Genomic DNA, 22,227 nt, shown 5'->3' with positions numbered 1-22,227 from the left:
CAGGTAGCCTCTAATCTGTTTGGCAAACTTGTCTTGCAAACGGGCTTACAAGCCGGCGGCCGCCCTCAATGCTGCGGCCTTATCGGTGCGCTCCCAGGTGAATTCGGGCTCTTCGCGGCCGAAATGGCCGTAGGCGGCGGTTTTGCTATAGATGGGACGCAACAGGTCAAGCATCTGCACGATGCCTTTGGGGCGCAGGTCGAAGTGTTCGCGCACGATGGCGATGAGCTTTTCCTCGCTGATTTTGCCGGTGCCGAAGGTGTCGATGGCGATGGAGGTGGGCTCAGCGATGCCGATGGCGTAGGACACTTGGATTTGGCATTGGGTGGCCAGGCCGGCGGCCACGATGTTTTTCGCCACATAGCGGCAGGCGTAGGCGGCGGAGCGGTCTACCTTGCTCGGGTCTTTGCCGGAGAAGGCGCCGCCGCCGTGCGGGGCTGCGCCGCCGTAGGTGTCCACAATAATCTTGCGGCCGGTGAGCCCGCAGTCGCCCTGCGGCCCGCCGATCACGAAACGGCCGGTGGGGTTGATCAGGTATTTGGTGCCCTCGGTGAGCATTTCGGGCGGCAGCACGGGCTTGATGATGTGCTCGATCACGGCGCGGCTCAGCTCGTCGTGGCTGATGTCGGGGCTGTGCTGGGTGGAAAGCACGACGGTGTCGATGCGTTTCACTTTGCCGGTTTCGCTGTCATACACGGCGGTGATTTGCGCTTTGGCATCGGGGCGAAGCCAGGGCAATAGGCCGCTTTTGCGCACTTCGCTTTGGCGCTGCATCAGGCGGTGGCTGTAGTAGATGGCAAAGGGCATCAGGGTGGGGGTTTCGTCGCAGGCGTAGCCGAACATCAGGCCTTGGTCGCCGGCGCCTTGGTTTAAATCCAGACCTTCGCCTTCGTTCACACCTTGGGCGATGTCGGGCGATTGTTGGTCATAATACACGCCCACGGCGCAACCGTTGGCATCGAAACCGAGCTCGGAGGCGTTGTAGCCGATTTGGGCGATGGTTTCGCGCGCCACTTTGATGTAATCGACATGCGCCGTGGTGGTGATTTCGCCGGCGAGCACACACAATCCGGTGTTCACCAGCGTTTCGGCGGCCACGCGGGCAGTAGGGTCTTGCGCCAATACGGCATCGAGGATGGCATCGGACACCTGGTCGGCCACTTTGTCGGGATGGCCTTCGGATACGGATTCGGAGGTGAAGAGGTATTCGCTCATGATTTGCTTTCGAAAGTTTTAAAAGGATTGAAGAATATTATAAAGGATTATTTTTCAGACCATTTTCCGATAGGAATGTCAGGCCATTTTGGATTGCAAGGGTTGTCTAAAGGTGTTGGATAAAATTCAAGGTTTGGTTTGAAATTAAAGTCTTTCGTTCGTACATATGAAACTTCAAAAGCATCGGCATAAAATAACATTCCGGCACGAGTATTCCGTTCAAGGCCGTAATTGTTCATATGGACATGGATAGGGGTGTGGGTTTTGGATACTTTGCGCAAAATTTCTAAGCGCCGTTGGAACTCGGGATCAAGAGGTGTTAAGTCATGCCATTCGATAATAATTTGACTAAATTTTAAAATTTCATCTTCTTGTAGTTCTTCGAATACACTCCATTCGGCTCCTTCTATATCAATTTGTAAAATAATATTTTGTTCGTTCTGATGGTTTAGATCATTAAAGATTTGGCCGATATTCTTGGTGTGCTCCGTTGAATTGGATGGTGCGGATATATTGTTTTTATGAAAAAATAAATTTGAATGGAGATCAGGAGGAGTATCAATTGTGCCATCGTATTGATATACCTTAAGCCCTTTTTCAGCCATTTCTAAATCCCAAGGGCTTTCGGGAGACACCCCGAAACTATAAGCAATTTTTTCTGCATCATTGGGGTTAAGCATGACATAACCACCGTCATTCTTATTGCCCGTTCTAATTTTTTCTACACCAATACAGTCATATGGTCTCAATATTGCAAGAAGTTCTCCAATAGCAGAATAGTTCTTTACTAACTCGTGAAGCGGCAACCTCGGCATAACCTCTGTAAGCCAGCCGAACCCCTCTTCTTCTTGTAAGTTAAGAGGTTTGCGTATTTCCCAATTATTTCTTCCTAAAAGGATATCTCTAATCTGATGTCGCAATGTTTGATTTGGGATAAAGGCTGTCACGATTCTGGCGCATAGAGGCAACATGATTGATTCCTAAAAGGAGAAATAGATGAGTATGAGGCACAAAAAATCCCGCGCCGGGCGGGAATGCGGATTGCCCGGCCTGGTGTTTCAGACGGAGCCACATCGGCCTTAACTCGGCCGTCCACCTTACGCGCCGTTCGGGCGGGCAGGTTGGCATGGAATCCCAACTCTTAATGCGCTGCGGATGGTAGCAAATCCGGCGGCGGGCGGCAAGCGGGGATACGGGATTTAACTTTGCTGGCGTGGTGGCTTTATATGATTGTTGCTATTTCGTTTTCAGGTAGCCTCAGAAGGGAAGAGGCTACCTGAAATTTTCTCTGCACGGCAAATGCGGGCGGCTTAGATATCGTTCACGTTCTGCCCGGCCAGGGCGCGCTGGATGTTGCGATCCATGCGTTTGGCGGCGAAGTCGTCGGTGTGTTCGGCGAGGCTGGCGGTGGCGTGGCGGATGGCGGCAGCATCGGCTTGTGCGAGTTGGGTTTGCAGGGTGGCGATTTCGGCGTGGATGGCGGCGAGGCTGCTTTCATCGAGCAGGTCGCCGTCGAGTTCGAGCGCGGCTTCGACGGCGCCGATCAGGCTTTCGGCTTCCACCACGGCCTCGGCTCGGGCGCGGGCGGCAGCGTCGCCGCCGGCATTTTGAATACTGTCGGTGAGCATTTGGGTGATGGTTTCGTCGCTGAGGCCGTAGGAGGGTTTCACTTCGATTTGCGCCTGCACGCCGGTGGTTTGCTCGCGGGCGGACACGGAGAGCAGGCCGTCGGCGTCGATTTGGAAGGTAACGCGGATGCGGGCGGCGCCGGCCACCATGGGCGGAATGCCGCGCAGGGTGAATTTGGCGAGGCTGCGGCAGTCGGCCACGAGCTCGCGTTCGCCTTGCACCACGTGGATGGTCATGGCGGTTTGGCCGTCTTTGAAGGTGGTGAATTCTTGGGCGCGGGCGGTGGGCAGGGTGCTGTTGCGCGGGATGATTTTTTCGGCCAGTCCGCCGTAGGTTTCGAGGCCGAGGGAGAGGGGGGTAACGTCGAGCAGCAGCCAGTCGCTGTCGCGCTTGTTGCCGGCGAGCACGTCGGCCTGCATGGCGGCGCCCAGCGCAACCACTTGGTCGGGGTCGAGGTTGTTGAGCGGGGTTTGGCCGAAGAAGTTGGCCACGGCCTGCTGCACGTGCAGCATGCGGGTGGCGCCGCCCACCATGATCACGCCGTTGATGTCTGCCTTGCTCAAGCCGGCATCTTTCAGCGCCTGCTTCACGGGTACGAGGGTTTGCGCCACGAGGTGCTGGGTGAGGGCGTGGAATTGGGCGCGGGTGAGGGTGGTGTCGATTTGTGTGCCGTCGCTCAATACGGCTTGGATGCGGCTTTCAGGTAGCCTGCTGAGCTCTTCTTTGGCGTGGCGCACGAGGCTGAGCAGCAGGCGGCTGTCTTGGGCGTTGGTGATGGAGAGGCGGTTGATTTCGATGAGGTGGCACAGCATGCGGTGGTCGAAATCGTCGCCGCCGAGCGCGGAGTTGCCGCCGGTGGCCTTCACTTCAAACAGGCCTTTGGAGAGCTGCAATATGGATACGTCAAAGGTGCCGCCGCCGAGGTCGTATACCACGAAGGTGCCTTCGGCGGCGTTGTCGAGCCCGTAGGCGATGGCGGCGGCAGTGGGCTCGTTGAGCAGGCGCAATACGTTCAGCCCGGCGAGGCGGGCGGCGTCTTTGGTGGCTTGGCGCTGGGCGTCGTCGAAATAGGCGGGCACGGTGATGACGGCGCCCACCAGTTCGCCGCCCAGGGATTGCTCGGCGCGGGTTTTGAGCGCGCGCAGGATGTCGGCGGAGACGTCGATCGGGGTTTTGGCACCTTGGCGGGTTTGCAGGTCGATGAGCTGTTCGGATTGGCCGAAGCGGTAGGGCAGGTGGCTGGTGTCGATGTCTTCGAGCTTGCGGCCGATGAGGCGTTTGGCGGAGCTGATGGTGTTGGCCGGGTCGGCAGTTTGGCTTTGCAGCGCCAAGAGCCCGGTGGTGATTTGGCCGTTGGCGCCGTAGCGCACCACGGAGGGCAGCAGGAAGCGGCCGTTTTCATCCGGCAGGCAGGCGGCGTGGCCGTTTTTCACGGTGGCGACGAGGCTGTTGGTGGTGCCTAGGTCGATGCCGACGGCGAGGCGGTGTTGGTGCGGGGCGGCGGAGAGGCCGGGTTCGGCGATTTGCAGGAGAGCCATGGCGGGAGTGTGCTGTATTTGTTGTGGGAATAATGGCGCGTATTTTAGCATATTAGCCGAGTGATTCGGTCGGGATTGCGGGTGGGAGTAAAGGCTACCTGAAAAATTCAGGTAGCCTTTCGACTGCTGCCGAACCTGCCTTGTATATTGATTTCTTCGCCCTCAGCCCCATCTGTTTGCCAATTCATTCTATAGAATCTTTACCACTATGAGCGCCAATCAGAAAAACTACTACGACATCCTCGGCGTGGCCAAAGACGCCAGCCTGGCCGACATCAAAAAGGCCTACCGCAAGCTGGTGCGCCAATACCACCCCGACATCAGCAAAGACCCCGATGCCGACCAGAAAACCAGCGAAATCAACCTTGCCTACAACACCCTGAAAGATGCCGAGAAACGTGCCGAATACGACGAAATGCTGGCCAACCCCTTCGGCCGCGCCGGCAGCGCCCACGGCGGCGCAGGCGCAGGCGGTTTCGACCCCGGTCAAGGCTTCGGGCAATACTATCATTTCGACAGCCGCCACTTCGGCGACGGCCAGCCCTTCGGCAGCGGCGACTTCCGTTTCGACGACATCTTCTCCGCCTTCGGCCACGCCGGTGCAGGCCGCCAGCAGCGCCAAGCCGGCCCTGTCCCCGGCGAAGACCAACACGCCGAATTGAGCATCGACATTGCCGCCGCCTATGCCGGCAGCGAGCGCTCGCTCAGCCTCGACATGCCCACCCTCACCGCCGACGGCCAAATGGCCTACGAACGCAAAACCCTGCAGGTGAAAATCCCCAAAGGCATCAGCGAAGGCCAGCAAATCCGCCTGCGCGGCCAAGGCCTGCCCGGCTTCAACGGCGGCGAACACGGCGACCTCTACCTCAAAATCCGCTTCCGCGAGAGCGATGCGCTGTATGTGAAAAACCGCAAAGACGTGTACCAGCGCATCAATGTGATGCCCTGGGTGGCCGCGCTTGGCGGCAAAACTGCCGTCGACACCCCCGCCGGCCGGCTCAGCATCAACATCCCCGCCAACAGCCGTAGCGGCCAGAACCTGCGCCTCAAAGGCAAAGGCATTCCCGCCAAAGAAGCCGGCGACCTCTACCTCATCATCAACATCGCGCTGCCCGAAATCCAAAGCGAAGCCGACCGCGCCGCCTGGCAGCAGCTGGCCGAACACTACGGCGTGAAAGGATAAAACATGAACCGCGAACCAGACATCCAACTCAGTTTCAACGAAATCGTGCGCGCCTGCGACGGCGATGCCGATTGGGTGGTGAACGTGATCGAAGAAGAAATCGTCAGCATACAGGGCAGCCCGCAGCAGGCCGGCTTCAGCGGCTGGCAGCTCGCCCGCATCCGCCGCGCCCGCCGCATCAGCCGCGACTTCGAGGCCAGCGTGCCGGCCACCGCGTTGATTCTGCAATTGCTCGACGAATTGGAAACCCTGCGCAAAGGCCGCTTAGACGGTGTAAGCAGCGATTTGCCGCTATGACGCCCTTGTTGGCAGGCAAGCAAAAGGCTACCTGAAAACGTAAGCTTTAATGCAGTTAAAACGAGCTGCGAGGGTTTTCAGGTAGCCTGTTACTTTAGCTTTGCGGAAGCTTCGTTTTCACTTGTGTGGGAACCACGCTTTCAGATGATCTGAAACCCAGGTGCAGGCTGCTTGATCAAAAAAGGGAAACCCCATGAACATCCGCATCATCCGTTCCGACCAAACATACCGCGAGCTGCTGGAACTGCCCGAAACCGAGCGGGAAAACCACTTCATCGCCAACGTGCTCTGGCCGTTCAAGCAGAAATTCCAAACCCAAAACATGCCGCTGAAAGCCAAAGAACCCGGCCGCTTCGATGCCATGCGGCTCTTGGGCTGGCTGCACCTGATGCCCGCCGACATCACCGAAGCCGACCGCCCCGCCGTTACTGTCATCAGCAGCGACGAACTCTGGCAAACCTGCCGCGACACCGTGCAACCCAGCCTTGCCCTGTTGGACGCATACCGCCCGCTGCCCGTGCGCGACTACACCTTCACCATCCTGCTCGGCAGCCCGAAAAGCCGCATGCTTGCGCTGAACAAAGGCTATCTCGGCGACGGCGGCATTCCCGGCTACATCCTGATGAGCATCCTGCCCAACGCTTACACCCTGCCGCGCCTGCACGCCGCCATTGCCCACGAATGCAACCACAACGTGCGCTTCCAGTTTGCCAAATGGAGCAGCAAAACCACGCTGGCCGACTGGGTGGTCAGCGAGGGGCTGGCGGAATCGTTTGCGGCGGCACAATTCGGCAGCGGCCTGATTGGTCCGTGGGTGAGCGAAACCGATGCCGCCACCTTGGCGAAAATCAAGCCCGTGATTTCCGCGCGGCTCGGCATGACCGGCATGGCGGACATGACCCCCTATCTGTATGGCGATGAAATCGCCGCGCTGCAAGGCCACCAACCGGTCGGGCTGCCCTACGCGGCGGGCTATGCCTACGGCTACCACATGGTGCAGGCCTATCTGGCCGCCACGGGCAAAAGCATTGTGGAAGCCACCTTCGCGCCCACGGCGGAGATTTTGGCGGGGGCGGGGGATTTTTGCCGGGCGGCGTAGCAGTTTACGGGCTGCCCTCTGCACAAAAAGGCTACCTGAAAAAATTTCAGGTAGCCTTTTGCTTGATACACCTTGCCGTTATCAATAATGCGGCGGGATTTCGGCGGCGGGGTTGAAGGGCTGGTTTGGCCCGCCCGCGCCGTCTTTTTCCTGCAGGCGGCCATAGAGCAGCCGCAGCTGCGCCTGCTGTAAATCCAAATCTTTTTGTAATCGGGCAACGGTGCTGTTCAGGCTGTCGAGCAGCTCGTTTTGCAGGGCGGTTTGGATTTCCAATTCATCCAGCCGCGCGGCCAAATCGCCCTGTTCCATCGCGCTGCCGGCCATCACAACACCATGGCGGCAATCCAGCCGGCGGCCATCAGGGGCAGGTTGTAGTGGATGAAGGTGGGGATCACGGAGTCGTAGATGTGGTCGTGCTGGCCGTCCACATTCAGGCCGGAGGTGGGGCCGAGGGTGGAATCGGAGGCGGGCGAGCCGGCATCGCCCAGCGCGCCGGCGGTGCCGATGATGGACACGGTGGCCAGCGGCGAGAAGCCCATGCCCACGCACAGCGGCACGTAAATGGCGGTGATGATGGGCAGAGTGGAGAAGGAGCTGCCGATGCCCATGGTTACCAGCAATCCCACGGCCAACATGGCCAGTGCGGCCATGCCTTTGCTGCCGGCAAACAGGCTGGCGCTGGCGTCTACCAGCGGTTTGATCTGGCCGGTGGCCTGCATCACTTCGGCGAAGCCCTGCGCGGCAATCATGATGAAGCCAATCATGGCCATCATGCGCAGGCCGCTGTCAAACACGCCGTCCACTTCGCGGCGGCGCACCACGCCGGTGGCCATGAATATGCCGAAGCCCACCATTGCGCCCAAGAGCAGTGCGTCGTCATACACCAATTGCACCACGAAGGAGGCCACAATCGCCACAACCGCTACCACGCTGCGGTAGGTGGAGATTTTCGGCGCGCGCTCGGCGGCCTGCTCGGCGCTCAAGTCTACCTGATTATTGGTGTAGTGGCGCGGTTTGCGGTAGTGCACGAAGGCCAGCAGGAGGCCGGCCAGCATACCGGCGGCGGGGATGGCCATTGCTTCCATCACGTTGATGCCCTGCACGTCCATACCGGCCTTTTGGATGTTGCCCAGCAGGATTTGGTTTAAGAAAATCGCGCCGAAACCGTAGGGCAGGAACATATAGGTGGTCACCAGGCCGAAGGTGAGCACGCAGGCCAGCAGGCGGCGGTCGATTTGCAGGCGGTTGAACACCAAAAGCAGCGGCGGCACCACCATCGGGATAAAGGCGATGTGGATCGGGATGATGTTTTGGCTCATGATGCTCATCAGCAGCAGCGCGCCGATCAGCCCCCATTTGATGCCGTTTACGGCGGAGGGGATTTGGTCGCGGCGGGTTTCACCGCCCATCTTGCGCACCACCATGCCGGCGAGCTGATAGGGCAGGCCGGAGTGGGCGATGGCCATGGCAAACGCGCCCAGCATGGCATAGGAGAGCGCAATCTTCGCCCCGCCGGATAGGCCGGTTTGGAAGTGGGTGATCACGCCTTGCTTGACCACTTCATGGGTGTTCGGGTCGGTAATATCCGCCAGCGGCAGCCCGGCGGCCAAGCCGCCCACAAATGCGCCGATCACCAAGCTCAACACGACGTGTACCCGCGCCGCCGACAAAATCAGCATCACCAGTACCGCCAAAACTACGGCATTCATTTTGTTTTCTCCTTTCCTGCGCCGCATCCGCATCCGCCAAAAACGAAAGCCAAAGCCTGATTTCTCCTGATTGCGCCGGTATGGCGCCCGATGTGGAGAAATAAAGGCTTTAGCTGGATTGGGTAGCCAGATGGATTGGCCGCAGATTTATTTCATTAATCGGGAAATGAGTATAACAACGGCGGCGGCGGCGGGCAACAGCTGATTGGCGGTTTGTCAAGCCGTTTCGCCCGCCGATTCAGTCTGCTGGCGTTGGGCCAGATAAAAATGAGTCGGCAGGGCCGGCACGGAGCATTAAGCCACAAACAGGCCGGAGTTCGGCGTTTGCTTGGCAACAGCAGGATATGAATGAGGCCGCTTGGAGAGGGAGGCAAAAGGCTAGCTGAAATTTTTTAGCTACCCAGAAATCTATTGCGCGCGTTTCACTTTGTTGAAGCTGCGTTTTCAGGTAGCCTTTTGTGTGCGTTTAGCTGATGTGGTAGTGCAGCAGGCGGTAGGAGTTGCGGATTTTGGCGATGGTGCGCATCAGCCAGTAGGAAAAGCCGATGCGGCGGGCGGCGGGGAAATCGGTCATGTGTTTGGCGGAAACGAGGTGCAGGTTGTCGGCCCAGGCTTCCATCTGGCGGTCGTCGTCGCAGGCGAAATCGAACTGCGCGCGGGCGTGTTTGAGTGCGTCGTGCTGGTCGGAATGATTCACCATGAAGCTGCCGGCCACGTCGAAGGCGAGCTCGCCGCCGGGGAAGCGTTGCGCGAGGTTTTGAAACAGGCTGCGCACGTCGGGTTCGGGGAAATACATGAGCACGCCTTCGAGCACGAAGAAGCAGGGCGAATGCGGATGGCGTTGGCGCAGGTCGTTCATCCAGTCGGTGCTGAAGGCGGAGGCGGCGAGCAGGGTTTCGTTGGGCAGGGGCGGCAGCAGCTCGCGGCGCAGGGCGATGACATCGGGCAGGTCGAGCTGGTAGAAGGGGGTATGGGCGGCGGCTTGGCCGAGGCGTTCGTAGCGGCTGTCGAGCCCGCAGCCGACGGCCACCACCACAGCTTCGGGTTTGCGGCGGATGAAGTCTGCGGTGAGTTGGTCGAAATAGCGGGCGCGCAGGGCGGTGCCGATTTGGCTGCGGCGGGCGAGTCGGAATTTGGCGAAGTCGTAGTCGATCTGCGGCACAAGGCGGGCGGCGGCGGGGTCGTTGAGGATGGGCGCGGGCTCTTGCGCGTCGAGGTATTTCATGTAGAGCGGTATCAGCAGGGTTTCGCTCACGGCATTTTGGATTTTCAGCATGGCGGTTCTCCTGAAAGGGCTGTTTGATTTTTAGCTGCGCTGAAACTTTGTTTGGCTTCGTAGAAACTCAGCTTCCTGCGGAAACTTCGTTTTAGATTCGCAGAAACTCAGCTTCCTGCGGAAACTTCGTTTTAGCTTCGCAGAAACTCGTTTCCTGCGGAAACTTCGTTTTCAGGTAGCCTGACGGGAATGGTTTCCATGCGGCATTTTACACCTGTGCAATCGGGGCAATAGGCTACCTGAAAATTCGGCCGCCTGAAATGGAAAGCGGGATTGGCTGGTTTTCATTTCGGGCGGCTGCCGGTTTGGCGGGTTGTCTATATTCAAATATCCACCACCCTGCTAGTCAAACATCCACTATCCTGCGCTCCATCCCTTTCACCGGCGGCAGCCACGGCTGGTTCAGCAGGCAGCGCTGCCACAGCGCGTCGGGCAGGCGGTAGTGGTCGGGGCGGGCGGGGTCGAGTTCGGTTTGGATGTCGGCTTCGCGGCCCTGTTGCAGCAGCTCGGGCAGGTTGGGGTTCAGCAGCACGGTTTTTCCCAGCGCGATAAACTCCGCCCAGCCGGTGTCAAACGCTTGGGCGATGTCGCGTCCGGTATAAAGATTGCCGATGCCGATGAGCGGCAGGCGACCGCCGATGCGTTCGTGCAGCAGCTCCATGCGGGTGCGGGCGGTATCCGCGCCGCGACGGACTTTTTTGTAGAAATCCCACAGCGAAACGTGCAGGTATTGCAGCGGTTTTTGCACCAGTTCGTCGATGAGCGCGAAGGTGTCGGCCATGGTGATGCCGTGCTCGCCCGGCTCTTCGGGGGAGAAGCGGTAGCCGACGATGAAGTCGGGTTTGGCGTGCGCCTTGGCGGCGGATATGACTGCATCGGTCACGGCCAGCGGGAAGCGCAGGCGGTTTTTCAGGCTGCCGCCCCATTCGTCTGTGCGACGGTTGGTTTGGGCGGACACGAATTGTTGCAGCAGATAGCCGTTTGCGCCGTGGATTTCCACGCCGTCAAATCCGGCCTGCGCGGCCAGGCGGGCGGCGTGGGCGTAGGCGGCGATGAGCCGTTCGATTTCGGCGGCGGCCAGTTCGCGCGCGCCCGTGGCTGCGTCGGCGGACGGGGCGACGATGTCGTCGGAAAGCTCGGCTTTCAGCCCGCCGTGGTGGATTTGCAGGATGGCTTTCGCGCCTTGCGCTTGGGCGATGGCAGCGACTTCGCGCAGGGCGGGCAGGTCGTCCGCGCCGATGGCGTGGGGCTGGCCGCCGAATGTTTTGCCGTCGGCCTGCACCAGCGTGGCGGCGGCGATAAACAGGCCGAAGCCGTTAAAGCGGTTTTGCAGGAAGGCGCGCTCTTGGGGGCTGATGTGGCCGTCGGCATCGGAGGCGAAATGGGTCAGCGGGGCGACGGCGAGGCGGTTTTTGACCGTGGCGCCGTTGTTGAAGGTGTAGGGCCGGAACAGGGGGGCGTAGGCGGGGTTCATGGGATTCCTTTCAAGGGGGTGGGTCGGGCAACGGGGCGGCAGGCGGTTTTCAGGCTGCCTTGGTTTTTCAGGTAGCCTTTGCCTGCCTGCCCACATAGGTGCGGAAGGTGAGGCTCACGCGCTCTTCGCTGATTTTACGGCTTTTCATCACGGCGTGCTGCCAGTGGTGCTGGGTGGCGCCGCGCATGACGACGAGCTGGCCGTGGTGCAGCAGGATTTCGCGTTTTTCGCGGGTTCGGTTGTGGCGGAAGGCAAATTTGCGCGTGGCGCCGAAGCTGAGGGAGGCGATGACGGTGTTGGTGCCCAATTCGGCTTCGTCGTCGCTGTGCCAGCCCATGCCTTCGCCGCCGTGGCGGTAGCGGTTGAGCAGGCAGGAATTGAACGCGGTGGGGCTGACGGCGTGCAGATGCTGCTCGACACGCGCTTTCAGCCGCAGCAGGAAGGGTGTCCACGGCAGGGGCGCTCGCGTGATACCGGAATAGGTGTAGGCCGCGCTGGCTTCGGCGTACCACGCGGTTTGGCGGGCGGTGGTGATGGTTTGGCCGTAGAGCCGCACTTGGTCGTGCCGCCACGGGATTTCGTGCAGCAGGATGTGCAGGCAGGCATCGGCTTCGGCGGGGGTGAAGATGATGCCGTGGTCGTTGAGGATGCCGTCGTAGGGCAGCAGGTTGGTATGCGGACTGGCGGGGTTGGGGAAGAGGTCGGGGGTCATATGGGGTTTGCGGGATTGGGTGGGTTTTTCAGGTAGCCTTTCGGGCGGGGCGGAGGCTACCTGAAAATTCTGTTTCGGTTTGCGTGTATCTGTTTGGCAGCCGGATCACGGTTTTCTCGCTGCCAACAGCAGGCCTGCGCCGACGGGCAAAATGCTGTGGGCGAAATCGGGATGTTGCGCCACCAGTGCGATAAAGCTGCGCACTTCGCCGGCGTGGGAAAGTACGTTGTCCACCACGATCAGGCTGCCGGGTTTGGCCAGGCTGCGCGCCAAATCGGCCCAGTAGGCGGTATAAAAACGGCGTTCGGCATCCAATAAAACGAAATCGAACGTTTCGCGGTTTTGGCGCAGGAAATCGGCGGCATCCTGATTGAGCAGGGTGCAGCGGTCTGAAAGGTGGCAGTTGGCCAAATGCTGTTTGGCGGTGTTCAGGCGGTCGGGGTCGATTTCCAAGCTGGTCAGATGCCCGCCGGTCTGCCGTGCCGCGTCGGCCAGGTGCAGCGTGGAGTAACCGCCCGAGGTGCCGATTTCCAGCAGTTTTCCGGCCTGCTTGGCCAGCACCAGAACGGACAGCAGTTCGGCGGATTCCGGCTCGATGCTGCGCCAGCGGTTTAAGCGGTCGGCTTGGGCTTGGTCGTGGGCATGGTATTGGTGGTAGAGGTTTTCTGCGTAGGTTTTTAAGTTGCGGTTCATGTTTTTCTTTAAGTGTGTGTGTGGTTTTCAGGTAGCCTTTCGGCTGGGAAGGGGCTACCTGAAAAGTTGAATAAGGTACTTAATAGTTGCACACATCCTGATGGTAGCAATCCATCGGAGAAAGACGGGTATATCCTTTCCTTGACATACACTGTCTGAATGAATTTATGATTTTCTCTCTTTCATCTTTTGGGTTATCTCTCCAATCTTTCCCATTTAAAATAATAATATTGTTATCGCCATATTTTGCACCACAGCTAACTGCATCATCCCATCTCTGTCTTACGTCGGTACGCCCCATAGATTCTGTTTTCTGATATGCGGAGATGCTGGGGAAGTCTTTATTTCTGTCGTAACATCCTGTAACGGCAAAAGCCATAAAACATGAATTGGTACATGATGTTAATAACAATATGGCTACACCTGACAAGAAAATAATTTTTTGCATATTTATTCCAAGCGCATAGTTTGCTTTGAACAATACAGCCCAAAGTCCAGGCTACCTGAAAAAACCGTATCGCTGTTTTCAGGTAGCCTCTGCCCCTGCCGTTTGCCATTCAAAGCAACAGGTTGGCACACATCAATGCCAGCAGTGAAGCCGCCGCCAGCCAAACGCCAATCAGCACTTTGCTGCCTTCAGAGAACTTTCCCTGCTTCCAATCCTGCCGCCATTGGCGCACGCTGTCCCGTGCGGCGGGCAGCAGTTCGCCCAAACTGCCGGACAGTTCCAATATTTTGGATAATGCCCCCATCTTTTACAGCCCCAACTCCGCCCAAACCGCATCAACCTTTGCCGTTACCGCCGGGTCTTTTTCAATCACCCTCCCCCATTCGCGCTGTGTTTCGCCCGGCCATTTGTTGGTCGCGTCCAAGCCCATTTTGCCGCCGAGTCCGCTGACGGGGCTGGCGAAGTCGAGGTAGTCGATGGGCGTATTTTCCATCAGCACCGTATCGCGCACGGGGTCCATGCGCGTGGTGACTGCCCAAATGACTTCCTTCCAGTCGCGCACGTCCACATCGTCATCGACCACGATAATGAATTTGGTGTACATAAACTGGCGCAGGAATGACCAGCAGCCCATCATCACGCGCTTGGCGTGTCCGGCGTACTGTTTTTTCATGCCCACCACCGCCATGCGGTAGGAGCAGCCTTCGGGCGGCAGGTAGAAATCGGTGATTTCGGGAAACTGCTTTTGCAAGAGCGGTACGAACACTTCGTTCAACGCCACGCCCAAAACGGCGGGTTCGTCGGGCGGTTTGCCCGTGTAGGTGGAATGGTAAATCGGGTTTTCGCGCATGGTGATGCGCTCGACCGTGAACACGGGGAAATAATCCTGCTCGTTGTAATAGCCCGTGTGGTCGCCGTATGGGCCTTCCAGCGCGGTTTCGTTCGGATGAATCACGCCTTCCAACACGATTTCGGCGCGGGCGGGCACTTGCAAATCGCTGCCGATACATTTCACCAGCTCCGTGCGCGAACCGCGCAGCAGTCCGGCAAACTGGTATTCGCTCAAAGTGTCGGGAACGGGCGTGACCGCGCCCAAAATGGTGGCGGGGTCGCAGCCCAGCACCACGGCGACAGGATACGGCGTGTCGGGATTTTCGCGGCGGAACGCCTGATAGTCCAACGCGCCGCCGCGATGCGCCAGCCAACGCATAATCAGCTTGTTTCTGCCGATTAACTGCTGGCGGTAAATGCCCAAGTTTTGACGTTTTTTGTGCGGCCCGCGCGTGACGGTCAAGCCCCACGTTACCAGCGGCGCAACGTCTTCCGGCCAGCAGTGTTGAATCGGAAGCTGATATAAATCAACTGCTTCGCCTTCCCACACGATTTGCTGACACGGCGCGGTTTTCACCACGTTCGGTGCCATGCTCCAAATGTCTTTCAACAGCGGCAGCTTGGAAAACGCGTCTTTAATGTCTTTGGGCGGCTCGGGTTCTTTCAGATACGCCAGCGTCTGCCCGATTTCGCGCAGCTTGGACACATTGTCCGCACCCATGCCCATCGCCACGCGCTCGGGCGTGCCGAACAGGTTCGCCAGCACGGGATAATCGTAGCGCGTGCCATCGGGACGGACAGGGTTTTCAAACAGCAATGCCGGCCCTTCGGCACGCAGCACACGGTCGGCGATTTCGGTCATTTCCAGATGCGGCGAAACGGGATGGGCGATGCGTTTGAGTTTGCCTTGTTGTTCGAGTAGGGCGGTGAAGTCGCGGAGGTCTTGGTATTTCATGGCTGATTGCTTCCTAAAGAGGCTACCTGAAAATGCGGGGATACAGTTTTCAGGTAGCCTGATTGAATGGCGGGCATTATAGCTGTTCTGGTGCGGAGTCTGGCAAAGAGAGGTGTGCTTGTTTCAGGTAGCATCATCGGGCATAAAAAAGGCTACCTGAAATTCAGGTAGCCTGCATCGCGAACGATTTAAGCGGGGGAGTGTCAGCCGCCGAGCCGTTCGGCGAATTCGTCGGTGGCTTGCACCAGAGCTTCGGCGATGGCGGGGTTTTGCGCGTAGTGGCCGCTTTGGATAATGCGCAAATCGGCTTGCGGCAAGGCCTGTTTTAAATCCCACGCGCTGCGGGTGGGGGTGCAGAGGTCGTAGCGGCCTTGCACGATGATGGTGGGGATATGCCGGATTTTGTGGGCGTTGGCCAGGATGGATTTGTCGCCCTGCAGCCAGCCTTGATGCACGAAATAGTAGTTTTCGAAGCGGGCGATGGCGAGGGAGGCCTGCGGGTCTTCATCTACCGGTTTGGGGTCGAACCAAATCAGCCAGCTTTCCCAATCAGCCCAGGCTTTGGCGGCAGGCAGGTGCACGGCAGGATCGGGCGAATTGAGCAGCCAATAGTAGGCTTCCACTAAGGAGCCGCGGCGCTGTTCAACCGGCACACCGGCCAGATAGCGCTGCCATTGCTCGGGGTAAATCATGCTCACGCCGCCTTCTTCGCTCAGCCAGTTGATTTCGAGCTGGCGGCAGAGGAATACGCCTCTCAGCACGAGGCCGCGCACGCGGTCGGGGTGGGTTTCGGCATAGGCCAGGGCGAGGGTGCTGCCCCATGATCCGCCGAACACCAGCCAAGTGTCGATGCCGAGCATTTCGCGCACTTTTTCAATGTCTTCCACCAAATCCCAGGTGGTGTTTTCGCGGGTTTCGGCATAGGGGGTGGATTTGCCGCTGCCGCGCTGGTCGATGATGACGATTCGGTATTTTTCGGGGTTGAAAAAGCCTCGGCAGGCGGGGCTGGAGCCTGCGCCGGGGCCGCCGTGCAGGAAAATGACGGGAATACCGGCGGGGTTGCCGCTTTCTTCCCAATAGATTGTGTGGAGCTCGGATACGGGCAGCATGCCGCTGCGGAAGGGTTCTTGAATCGGATACAACATAGTTTTCTCCTTAATTCAAACTTCAAACGGATGTCGGTATTGCCTAAACGAACTGCTTGATCGATATGCCGTTTGCCGCCCGCGTGGACAGCCTCCAGCGCATCGGTAATGTGAATGATACACCATTCTGCTAGTTTCTTGAAGTTTTGTAAAAGTTTGTTGCGGCATAATTGTGGCGGCTTTGCAAAAATAGCGGCGTTGTTTGGATTAGGTAGGTGTGGTGCGCAAAAAGGCTACCTGAAAAATTCAGGTAGCCTTTCATTAGTATGGAATTGATTTAAGCCAACTTGCTGCTAACCCAACCTTCCACACTCCCCAGCATCTCAGGCAATTTAGCGGCATCCGTCCCCCCTGCCTGTGCCAAATCCGGGCGGCCACCGCCTTTGCCGCCGACTTGTTCGGCGGCAAATTTGACGAGGTCGCCGGCTTTGATTTTGCCGGTCAGGGCTTTGGATACGCCGGCGCAGAGGGAGACTTTGCCGTCATTGGCTGCCGCCAAAAGAATCACGGCGTTGTCGGATTTTCCGGTCAGGTCGGTCACGATTTCGCGCAGGGCGGCTGCGTCGGCTTCGATTTGGGCGGCGACGAGTTTGGCTGCCCCCAGGTCTTTGGCATTGTCCAAAAGTTTTGCGCCTGCGTGGACGGCGAGTTCGGCTTTGGCGCGTGCCAATTCTTTTTCCAAGGCTTTGGCGTTTGCGGCGTTGGCTTGGATTTTGGCGAGGACGTCTTTTTCGGTTTGGGCTTTGACTTCGGCGATGATGTTTTTCACCAGGCTTTCTTGGTTTTGTGCCCATGCGAGGGCGGTAAGGCCGGTAATGGCTTCGACGCGGCGGATACCTGCAGCGATGCCGCCTTCGCTGATGATTTTGAAGAAGCCGATTTCGCCGGTGTGGGTAACGTGTGTGCCGCCGCAAAGTTCGGTGGAGTAGTCGCCCATGGTGATGACGCGGACGAGATCGCCGTATTTTTCGCCGAAGAGCATCATGGCGCCGGATTTTTGGGCGTCTTCAATGGACATGGTTTCTACTTTGACGGGTACGTTGGCGATAATTGCGGCGTTGACGCGGCGTTCGACTTCGGCGATTTCATCCGCTGTAATACCTTGCGGATGGGAGATGTCGAAACGGGTCAGTTCGGCGTTTTGCAGGCTGCCTTTTTGTTCGACGTGTGTGCCGAGTACGTCGCGTAGGGCTTTGTGCATGAGGTGGGTAACGCTGTGGTTGCGCATGATGGCTTCGCGGATTTGGCTGTCCACTTGGGCGGTCACGGCGTCGCCGACTTTCAGACGACCTGATACTACGTTGCCGAAGTGGCCGTGTACGGCGGCTTTGATTTTTTGGGTGTCGCCGACTTGGAAGCGGTTTTCGCCTGCGAAGATATAACCGACATCGCCGACTTGGCCGCCGGATTCTGCGTAGAACGGGGTTCGGTCGAGGACGATGATGCCGCCTTCGCCTGCTGCAAGTTCGTCCACGGGTTGTCCGTCTTTGTAGAGGGCGAGGATTTTGGCTTCGCTTTGACGTTCGGTGTAGCCTTTGAATTCGGTGTCTGCGCCGTCGTAGGCAACTTGGAGGTCGGCTTTGAAGTTTTGTGCGGCGCGGGCGCGGGCGCGTTGGGCTTCCATTTCGCGCTCGAAGCCTTCTTCGTCCAAGTCGATGCCCAGTTCGCGCGCCATGTCGGCGGTCAGGTCATACGGGAAACCGTAGGTGTCGTAGAGTTTGAACACGGCTTCGCCGGGCATGATGAGTTTGCTGTTGGCGATGTTGTTTTTCAGGTAGCCTTCTAGGGCTTCGGAAAAGGGGCGGTTTTTTTCGGGAACCGGTTTGTCGGCGTTGTTCCATATATCTTGCAAATCGAACACGGCTTTTTCGTTCAGACGACCTGCTTCACGGGTGGACAGCACCACCTGTTTGCGGTCGGTCGTGTTGCGCGCTTCGGCAAAAAATTCGATGCCGTCTGCGGTTTTTAAGGCCAAAGGCTGGCCGCTGCCTTCGGTAGGCAGCAGGCTTTCGAGTTTGAGGAAGGCCATGCCGTGCCATACTTGGTTGAACAGGCCCATGCCTTTTTCCAGCGTTTCGCCGAAGCGGGTTTCTTCGCCGCGCAGGGCTTCCATAATCTGCGTCTGTTTTTCTTTCAGCTCTGGGTAGGCGTCGCCCATTTCTTTGACCAAATCGGGCACGAGTTTGTAGAAGAAGGGGTTTTTCTGGCCGAGTTTGTAGCCGTGGCGGACGGCGCGGCGGATGATGCGGCGCAACACATAGCCGCGTCCTTCGTTGGAGGGCATCACGCCGTCGGCAATCAGGAAGGAGCAGGAGCGGATGTGGTCGGCGATGACTTTCAGGCTGGGTTCTTCCATGCTGAACGGTGCGCCGGTTTCGCGGGCGACGGCTTTGAGCAGGTCTTGGAACAGGTCGATTTCGTAGTTGCTGTGGACATGCTGCATGACGGCGGCCATGCGCTCCAAGCCCATGCCGGTATCGACGGAGGGTTTGGGCAGCGGGTTCATGTTGCCCTGCTCGTCGCGGTTGAACTGCATGAACACGCAGTTCCAAATTTCAATCCAGCGGTCGCCGTCTTCTTCTGGGCTGCCGGGGATGCCGCCCCAGATTTCTTCGCCGTGGTCGTAGAAGATTTCGGAGCAGGGGCCGCAGGGACCTGTGTCGCCCATCTGCCAGAAGTTGTCGGAGGCGTATTTCGCGCCTTTGTTGTCACCGATGCGGACGATGCGTTCGGCGGGCATGCCGATTTCGTTCAACCAGATGTTGTAGGCTTCATCGTCTTCAGCGTAAACGGTCGCCAAGAGTTTTTCTTTGGGGATACTCAGCCATTCGGGGGAAGTCAGAAATTCCCAGGCAAAATGAATTGCGTCGCGTTTGAAGTAGTCGCCGAAGGAGAAGTTGCCCATCATTTCAAAGAAGGTGTGGTGGCGGGCGGTGTAGCCGACGTTTTCCAAGTCGTTGTGTTTGCCGCCGGCGCGCACGCATTTTTGCGCGGTGGTGGCGCGGGTGTAGGGGCGTTTGTCGAAGCCGAGGAACACGTCTTTAAACTGGTTCATGCCCGCGTTGGTAAACAGCAGGGTCGGGTCGTCGTGGGGAACGAGGCTGGAGGAGGGAACAACGGTGTGGCCTTTGCTTTGGAAAAATTGCTGGAATTTTTTGCGCAGTTCTTTGGTTTTCATGGTGTCTCTTTACAGTGAAGATAGATTTTCAGGTAGCCTCGGGCAGCTTGGCGCACAAGCCGCCCGATAACAAAAATTGGGCGTGATTTTACTGCATCCTACCTGGCGGCGGGAGGCTACCTGAAAAATAAAGTAGGAACGGGCGGCTTGCAATCGGGCGGGAAGGTTTGGGCTTTGCGGGGCATCTTTGCGCTGCGTTTCAATTTTTTTGAGTTTCTGCGAAGCTAAAAAATATTTTGCACTTCTTAGGCTTGATTTAAATCAGCGCCCGCGCCCGGCAATCCCCCTAGAATGCCTAACCTAACCTGCCCAAAGCGAGCCCAGCCATGCTGTTCGACGATTTCCAGCCCACCCATCAAACCCGCCCCGCCGCCAAGCCGCAGCCCGCAGCGCGCGGCAAAGCGCCCGAACTCGTCTGCCCCGCCGGCAACCTGCCCGCCCTGAAAACCGCCGTGGACAACGGCGCAGACACGGTGTACATGGGGCTGAAAGACGCCACCAACGCGCGCAATTTCCCCGGCCTGAATTTCGACCAAAAATCCACCATCGAAGGCATCCGCTACGCCCACGAGCGCGGGCGGCACGTGCTGATGGCCATCAACACTTACGCCCAAGCCGGGCAGGTGGCACGCTGGCAGCACGCGGTGGACACCGCCGCCGATTTGGGCGCGGACGCGGTGATAGTGGCCGACCCCGCCGTGATGGATTACGCCTGCAAAAAGCATCCCGATTTGCGCCTGCACATGTCGGTGCAGGGTTCGGCCACCAATTATGAAGCGATTAACCTGATGCGCGAGTTGTTCGGCATCCGCCGCGCCGTGCTGCCGCGCGTGCTCACCATCGACCAGGTGAAGCATGTGATAGACAACACGGATGTGGAGATTGAAGTGTTCGGCTTCGGCAGTCTGTGCGTGATGGTGGAAGGGCGTTGCATCCTGTCGAGCTACGCCACGGGCGAATCACCGAATATGCAGGGCGTGTGTTCGCCCGCCAAGGCCGTGCGGTGGGAGCAACTGCCCGACAAGATGAACGTGCGGCTTAACCGGGTGCTGATCGACCAGTTCAACCAAGACGAACCGGCGGGCTACCCCACGCTATGCAAAGGCCGTTTTGAAGTGAACGATGAAACCTACTACGCGCTGGAAGAGCCCACCAGCCTGAACGTGCTCTCCGTGCTGCCCGAGCTGATTAAAATCGGCGTGGCGGCGGTGAAGGTGGAAGGCCGCCAGCGCAGCCCGATGTACACCGCGCAGGTAACGCGCACGCTGCGGCAGGCTTTGGACGCGGCCGCCGCCGACCCCGCGCACTACCGCGTAACCCCCGCGTGGGATGCGGCTTTGGGCAAGGTTTCCGAAGGCAGCCAGAGCACGCTGGGCGCGTACAACCGGCCTTGGAAGTAGGTTTCAGACGGCCTCGGATATTTTTAGCTTCGCAGAAACTCTCTGCGTTCGTTTTCAGGTAGCCTCTCAGGCCGTCTGAAAAGGCTACCTGAAAGCGTGAACTTCAACGAAGTTAAAACGAGATTTGTAGCTCAAATTGCCTGAAGCACACATTTTCAGGTAGCCTCAAGGCCGTCTGAAAACCAATATACAAAGGAAACATCATGCCCGTACCCACCCACCTGCAAGCCTATGTCCGCCTCGGCAGCCTGCACAGCCCCGACCAAACCGAATACCGCTTCGCTATCGCGCTGGACGGCGCAAGCCGTTTCCGCATCCGCTACTACGGCGAACTTTGTGACGGCCTGATTACCGATACCGAAGCCGCGCCCGCCAAAATCACCGCGGTCGAGCCGGAAAGCGGGCGCGAAATCCTGTTGTTCGACGGCGGACGGCACGGCTACAACGCCATGCTGTGCGATGAATATTCTGAAGAAACGCTGGCAAACCGCCCGCTGCAAGATTTGGACGACACCCTGTATCAAATCGAAATCCGCGCCTTTTACAACATTGACTACGCCGCCGAACGCGAAGATTTCTGCGATGAAAACGGCAAAATCGAACTGGCCAACGGCAACACCGTCAGCTTCGAGCAGTTGCAACAAGACGGCATGGACGCGCTGGTCATCGAACTCATCAGCCCGCAGGGGAAACGGCGCGAAATCGTGAACGAAGAATTGGCCTGAACCGGCAAGTGGGAAGGAAATGATGAGTTTCGAGATTGCCCCCGAATATGTTGCGCTGATTGTGCAGGCGGTTCGCGATGCGGAAAGTTTTGCCGCCAAGCTGAATATCGATTTGTCCCGCTGCCGCGTCGAAATTCACAAGAATGTACCTTGCCGGGAAACCGTGTGCGATTTGGTTCACTTTTATGAAGAAGTGCCCGCTGCGGACTGGCTGGAAGTTTCCGGTTTGAAAGACGTGTGCGTCTATATCGCCCGAGAAAGCCGGCAAACCGTTCTCATCACGCAAAGCCGGTGAACGGCAAATGCAACAGGCCGGAAGAATTTTCAGGTAGCCTCTCAGGCCGTCTGAAAAGGCTACCTGAAAAACAGTGCGAAAAATAAGAGCATGAAAAAACACATCGAAGACCTGCGCAACGCCCTCTACAAACACGACCTTACCGTGGCCGCCGAAGAAGACACCCCCGCCTTCCCCGCCGTGTGGACGCTGGCGCACCCCTATTTCACCCTGCCGCTCAGCATCGCCTTCCACAACGCCCACGACACCGGCATCACGCCGCTGTATGCCAGCTTCGGCTGCTACTTAATGGAAAAGCCCGAAATCTCGCTGTATTTCACCAAAACCAACCGCCATTCGTGGCAGCGCGACCTGGCCGCCTTTATCGAAAGCCTGATGCAATATATTTATGCCGCCGAAGCCGAACACAATCAGGCCGTCTGAAA

21 protein-coding genes are annotated in these 22,227 nt (G+C 58.3%); 7 read left to right on the top strand and 14 right to left on the bottom strand.

Annotation, left to right across the window (positions count from 1 at the left end):
* Positions 1 to 45: 45 nt before the first annotated feature.
* The 3 genes from metK to hscA form a co-directional block, all read right to left on the bottom strand.
* The gene (gene metK, locus H9Q10_RS09640) at positions 46 to 1,215 is read right to left on the bottom strand and encodes a methionine adenosyltransferase (protein WP_197903761.1); all 1,170 of its coding nucleotides are present in this window, start codon (positions 1,213 to 1,215) and stop codon (positions 46 to 48) included.
* A 47-nt stretch (positions 1,216 to 1,262) separates the two neighbouring features.
* Positions 1,263 to 2,186 carry a class I SAM-dependent methyltransferase gene (locus H9Q10_RS09635; protein WP_197903760.1) on the bottom strand — a complete coding sequence of 308 codons (924 nt, stop codon included), beginning with the start codon at positions 2,184 to 2,186 and terminating at the stop codon, positions 1,263 to 1,265.
* Between the two features lie 339 nt (positions 2,187 to 2,525).
* Positions 2,526 to 4,382, bottom strand: a complete 1,857-nt coding sequence (gene hscA, locus H9Q10_RS09630; protein WP_197903759.1) for a Fe-S protein assembly chaperone HscA — start codon at positions 4,380 to 4,382, stop codon at positions 2,526 to 2,528.
* 208 nt (positions 4,383 to 4,590) lie between these two features.
* Between hscA and H9Q10_RS09625 the strand changes: the two genes are divergently transcribed.
* The 3 genes from H9Q10_RS09625 to H9Q10_RS09615 all read left to right on the top strand — a co-directional run bounded on the left by H9Q10_RS09625 (position 4,591) and on the right by H9Q10_RS09615 (position 6,961).
* Complete coding sequence (locus H9Q10_RS09625) at positions 4,591 to 5,565, top strand: DnaJ C-terminal domain-containing protein (RefSeq protein WP_197903757.1); 975 nt, start codon at positions 4,591 to 4,593, stop codon at positions 5,563 to 5,565.
* A 3-nt stretch (positions 5,566 to 5,568) separates the two neighbouring features.
* A complete protein-coding gene (locus tag H9Q10_RS09620; RefSeq protein ID WP_197903755.1) occupies positions 5,569 to 5,862 on the top strand; it encodes a chaperone modulator CbpM in 294 nt (97 codons plus the stop codon).
* Between the two features lie 193 nt (positions 5,863 to 6,055).
* Positions 6,056 to 6,961 (top strand): DUF2268 domain-containing putative Zn-dependent protease, encoded by a 906-nt coding sequence (locus H9Q10_RS09615; protein WP_197903754.1) that lies wholly within the window; start codon positions 6,056 to 6,058, stop codon positions 6,959 to 6,961.
* An 81-nt stretch (positions 6,962 to 7,042) separates the two neighbouring features.
* Here the strand turns inward: H9Q10_RS09615 and H9Q10_RS09610 are convergent, their stop codons facing one another.
* From H9Q10_RS09610 to alaS, 11 genes are all read right to left on the bottom strand, one after another.
* Positions 7,043 to 7,285, bottom strand: a complete 243-nt coding sequence (locus H9Q10_RS09610) for a SlyX family protein (RefSeq protein WP_238480189.1) — start codon at positions 7,283 to 7,285, stop codon at positions 7,043 to 7,045.
* Positions 7,285 to 8,670 carry a Na+/H+ antiporter family protein gene (locus H9Q10_RS09605; RefSeq protein WP_197903753.1) on the bottom strand — a complete coding sequence of 462 codons (1,386 nt, stop codon included), beginning with the start codon at positions 8,668 to 8,670 and terminating at the stop codon, positions 7,285 to 7,287. Before H9Q10_RS09605 ends, H9Q10_RS09610 begins: the two co-directional genes overlap by 1 nt.
* Before the next feature lie 466 nt (positions 8,671 to 9,136).
* Entirely contained in the window at positions 9,137 to 9,946 is an 810-nt protein-coding gene (locus H9Q10_RS09600) for a class I SAM-dependent methyltransferase (protein ID WP_197903751.1), read from the bottom strand.
* 346 nt (positions 9,947 to 10,292) lie between these two features.
* On the bottom strand, positions 10,293 to 11,420 hold the full coding sequence (locus tag H9Q10_RS09595) for an oxidoreductase (RefSeq protein WP_197903750.1): 1,128 nt from the start codon (positions 11,418 to 11,420) through the stop codon (positions 10,293 to 10,295).
* A 67-nt stretch (positions 11,421 to 11,487) separates the two neighbouring features.
* The gene (locus H9Q10_RS09590) at positions 11,488 to 12,132 is read right to left on the bottom strand and encodes an alpha-ketoglutarate-dependent dioxygenase AlkB family protein (RefSeq protein WP_197903748.1); all 645 of its coding nucleotides are present in this window, start codon (positions 12,130 to 12,132) and stop codon (positions 11,488 to 11,490) included.
* Between the two features lie 105 nt (positions 12,133 to 12,237).
* Positions 12,238 to 12,825: an O-methyltransferase gene (locus tag H9Q10_RS09585; RefSeq protein ID WP_197903747.1), complete on the bottom strand. Its 588-nt coding sequence runs from the start codon at positions 12,823 to 12,825 to the stop codon at positions 12,238 to 12,240.
* A 79-nt stretch (positions 12,826 to 12,904) separates the two neighbouring features.
* Entirely contained in the window at positions 12,905 to 13,273 is a 369-nt protein-coding gene (locus H9Q10_RS09580; protein ID WP_197903745.1) for a hypothetical protein, read from the bottom strand.
* 109 nt (positions 13,274 to 13,382) lie between these two features.
* Positions 13,383 to 13,577, bottom strand: coding sequence for a hypothetical protein (locus tag H9Q10_RS09575; RefSeq protein WP_197903743.1), 195 nt, complete (start codon positions 13,575 to 13,577; stop codon positions 13,383 to 13,385).
* A 3-nt stretch (positions 13,578 to 13,580) separates the two neighbouring features.
* Positions 13,581 to 15,059, bottom strand: a complete 1,479-nt coding sequence (ubiD, locus tag H9Q10_RS09570; protein WP_197903742.1) for a 4-hydroxy-3-polyprenylbenzoate decarboxylase — start codon at positions 15,057 to 15,059, stop codon at positions 13,581 to 13,583.
* Positions 15,060 to 15,262: 203 nt separating this feature from the next.
* A complete protein-coding gene (pip, locus tag H9Q10_RS09565) occupies positions 15,263 to 16,201 on the bottom strand; it encodes a prolyl aminopeptidase (protein WP_197903932.1) in 939 nt (312 codons plus the stop codon).
* A gap of 280 nt (positions 16,202 to 16,481) precedes the next feature.
* Positions 16,482 to 19,382: an alanine--tRNA ligase gene (gene alaS / locus H9Q10_RS09560; RefSeq protein WP_197903741.1), complete on the bottom strand. Its 2,901-nt coding sequence runs from the start codon at positions 19,380 to 19,382 to the stop codon at positions 16,482 to 16,484.
* A 326-nt stretch (positions 19,383 to 19,708) separates the two neighbouring features.
* Between alaS and ubiU the strand changes: the two genes are divergently transcribed.
* The 4 genes from ubiU (at position 19,709) to H9Q10_RS09540 (ending at position 22,225) form a co-directional block, all read left to right on the top strand.
* Positions 19,709 to 20,782, top strand: a complete 1,074-nt coding sequence (gene ubiU, locus H9Q10_RS09555; protein WP_238480188.1) for a ubiquinone anaerobic biosynthesis protein UbiU — start codon at positions 19,709 to 19,711, stop codon at positions 20,780 to 20,782.
* 203 nt (positions 20,783 to 20,985) lie between these two features.
* Positions 20,986 to 21,507: a hypothetical protein gene (locus H9Q10_RS09550; RefSeq protein WP_197903740.1), complete on the top strand. Its 522-nt coding sequence runs from the start codon at positions 20,986 to 20,988 to the stop codon at positions 21,505 to 21,507.
* Between the two features lie 19 nt (positions 21,508 to 21,526).
* Entirely contained in the window at positions 21,527 to 21,802 is a 276-nt protein-coding gene (locus H9Q10_RS09545; RefSeq protein ID WP_197903738.1) for a hypothetical protein, read from the top strand.
* Between the two features lie 90 nt (positions 21,803 to 21,892).
* The gene (locus H9Q10_RS09540) at positions 21,893 to 22,225 is read left to right on the top strand and encodes a hypothetical protein (RefSeq protein ID WP_197903737.1); all 333 of its coding nucleotides are present in this window, start codon (positions 21,893 to 21,895) and stop codon (positions 22,223 to 22,225) included.
* The last annotated feature ends 2 nt before the right edge of the window (positions 22,226 to 22,227 follow it).

The organism is Eikenella glucosivorans, from assembly GCF_016025525.2.
GTDB lineage: Bacteria > Pseudomonadota > Gammaproteobacteria > Burkholderiales > Neisseriaceae > Eikenella > Eikenella glucosivorans.
This window is presented reverse-complemented; position numbering and strand designations above follow the sequence as displayed.

Coding starts and splice junctions, on each gene's coding strand:
- ubiU (WP_238480188.1), top strand. CDS start 19,709: ATGCTGTTCGACGATTTCCAGCCCACCCATCAAACCCGCCCCGCCGCC.
- H9Q10_RS09615 (WP_197903754.1), top strand. CDS start 6,056: ATGAACATCCGCATCATCCGTTCCGACCAAACATACCGCGAGCTGCTG.
- H9Q10_RS09545 (WP_197903738.1), top strand. CDS start 21,527: ATGATGAGTTTCGAGATTGCCCCCGAATATGTTGCGCTGATTGTGCAG.
- H9Q10_RS09620 (WP_197903755.1), top strand. CDS start 5,569: ATGAACCGCGAACCAGACATCCAACTCAGTTTCAACGAAATCGTGCGC.
- H9Q10_RS09635 (WP_197903760.1), bottom strand. CDS start 2,186: ATGTTGCCTCTATGCGCCAGAATCGTGACAGCCTTTATCCCAAATCAA.
- hscA (WP_197903759.1), bottom strand. CDS start 4,382: ATGGCTCTCCTGCAAATCGCCGAACCCGGCCTCTCCGCCGCCCCGCAC.
- H9Q10_RS09585 (WP_197903747.1), bottom strand. CDS start 12,825: ATGAACCGCAACTTAAAAACCTACGCAGAAAACCTCTACCACCAATAC.
- H9Q10_RS09540 (WP_197903737.1), top strand. CDS start 21,893: ATGAAAAAACACATCGAAGACCTGCGCAACGCCCTCTACAAACACGAC.
- H9Q10_RS09575 (WP_197903743.1), bottom strand. CDS start 13,577: ATGGGGGCATTATCCAAAATATTGGAACTGTCCGGCAGTTTGGGCGAA.
- metK (WP_197903761.1), bottom strand. CDS start 1,215: ATGAGCGAATACCTCTTCACCTCCGAATCCGTATCCGAAGGCCATCCC.
- H9Q10_RS09610 (WP_238480189.1), bottom strand. CDS start 7,285: ATGGCCGGCAGCGCGATGGAACAGGGCGATTTGGCCGCGCGGCTGGAT.
- H9Q10_RS09595 (WP_197903750.1), bottom strand. CDS start 11,420: ATGAACCCCGCCTACGCCCCCCTGTTCCGGCCCTACACCTTCAACAAC.
- H9Q10_RS09550 (WP_197903740.1), top strand. CDS start 20,986: ATGCCCGTACCCACCCACCTGCAAGCCTATGTCCGCCTCGGCAGCCTG.
- H9Q10_RS09600 (WP_197903751.1), bottom strand. CDS start 9,946: ATGCTGAAAATCCAAAATGCCGTGAGCGAAACCCTGCTGATACCGCTC.
- H9Q10_RS09590 (WP_197903748.1), bottom strand. CDS start 12,132: ATGACCCCCGACCTCTTCCCCAACCCCGCCAGTCCGCATACCAACCTG.
- H9Q10_RS09580 (WP_197903745.1), bottom strand. CDS start 13,273: ATGCAAAAAATTATTTTCTTGTCAGGTGTAGCCATATTGTTATTAACA.
- alaS (WP_197903741.1), bottom strand. CDS start 19,382: ATGAAAACCAAAGAACTGCGCAAAAAATTCCAGCAATTTTTCCAAAGC.
- H9Q10_RS09605 (WP_197903753.1), bottom strand. CDS start 8,670: ATGAATGCCGTAGTTTTGGCGGTACTGGTGATGCTGATTTTGTCGGCG.
- H9Q10_RS09625 (WP_197903757.1), top strand. CDS start 4,591: ATGAGCGCCAATCAGAAAAACTACTACGACATCCTCGGCGTGGCCAAA.
- ubiD (WP_197903742.1), bottom strand. CDS start 15,059: ATGAAATACCAAGACCTCCGCGACTTCACCGCCCTACTCGAACAACAA.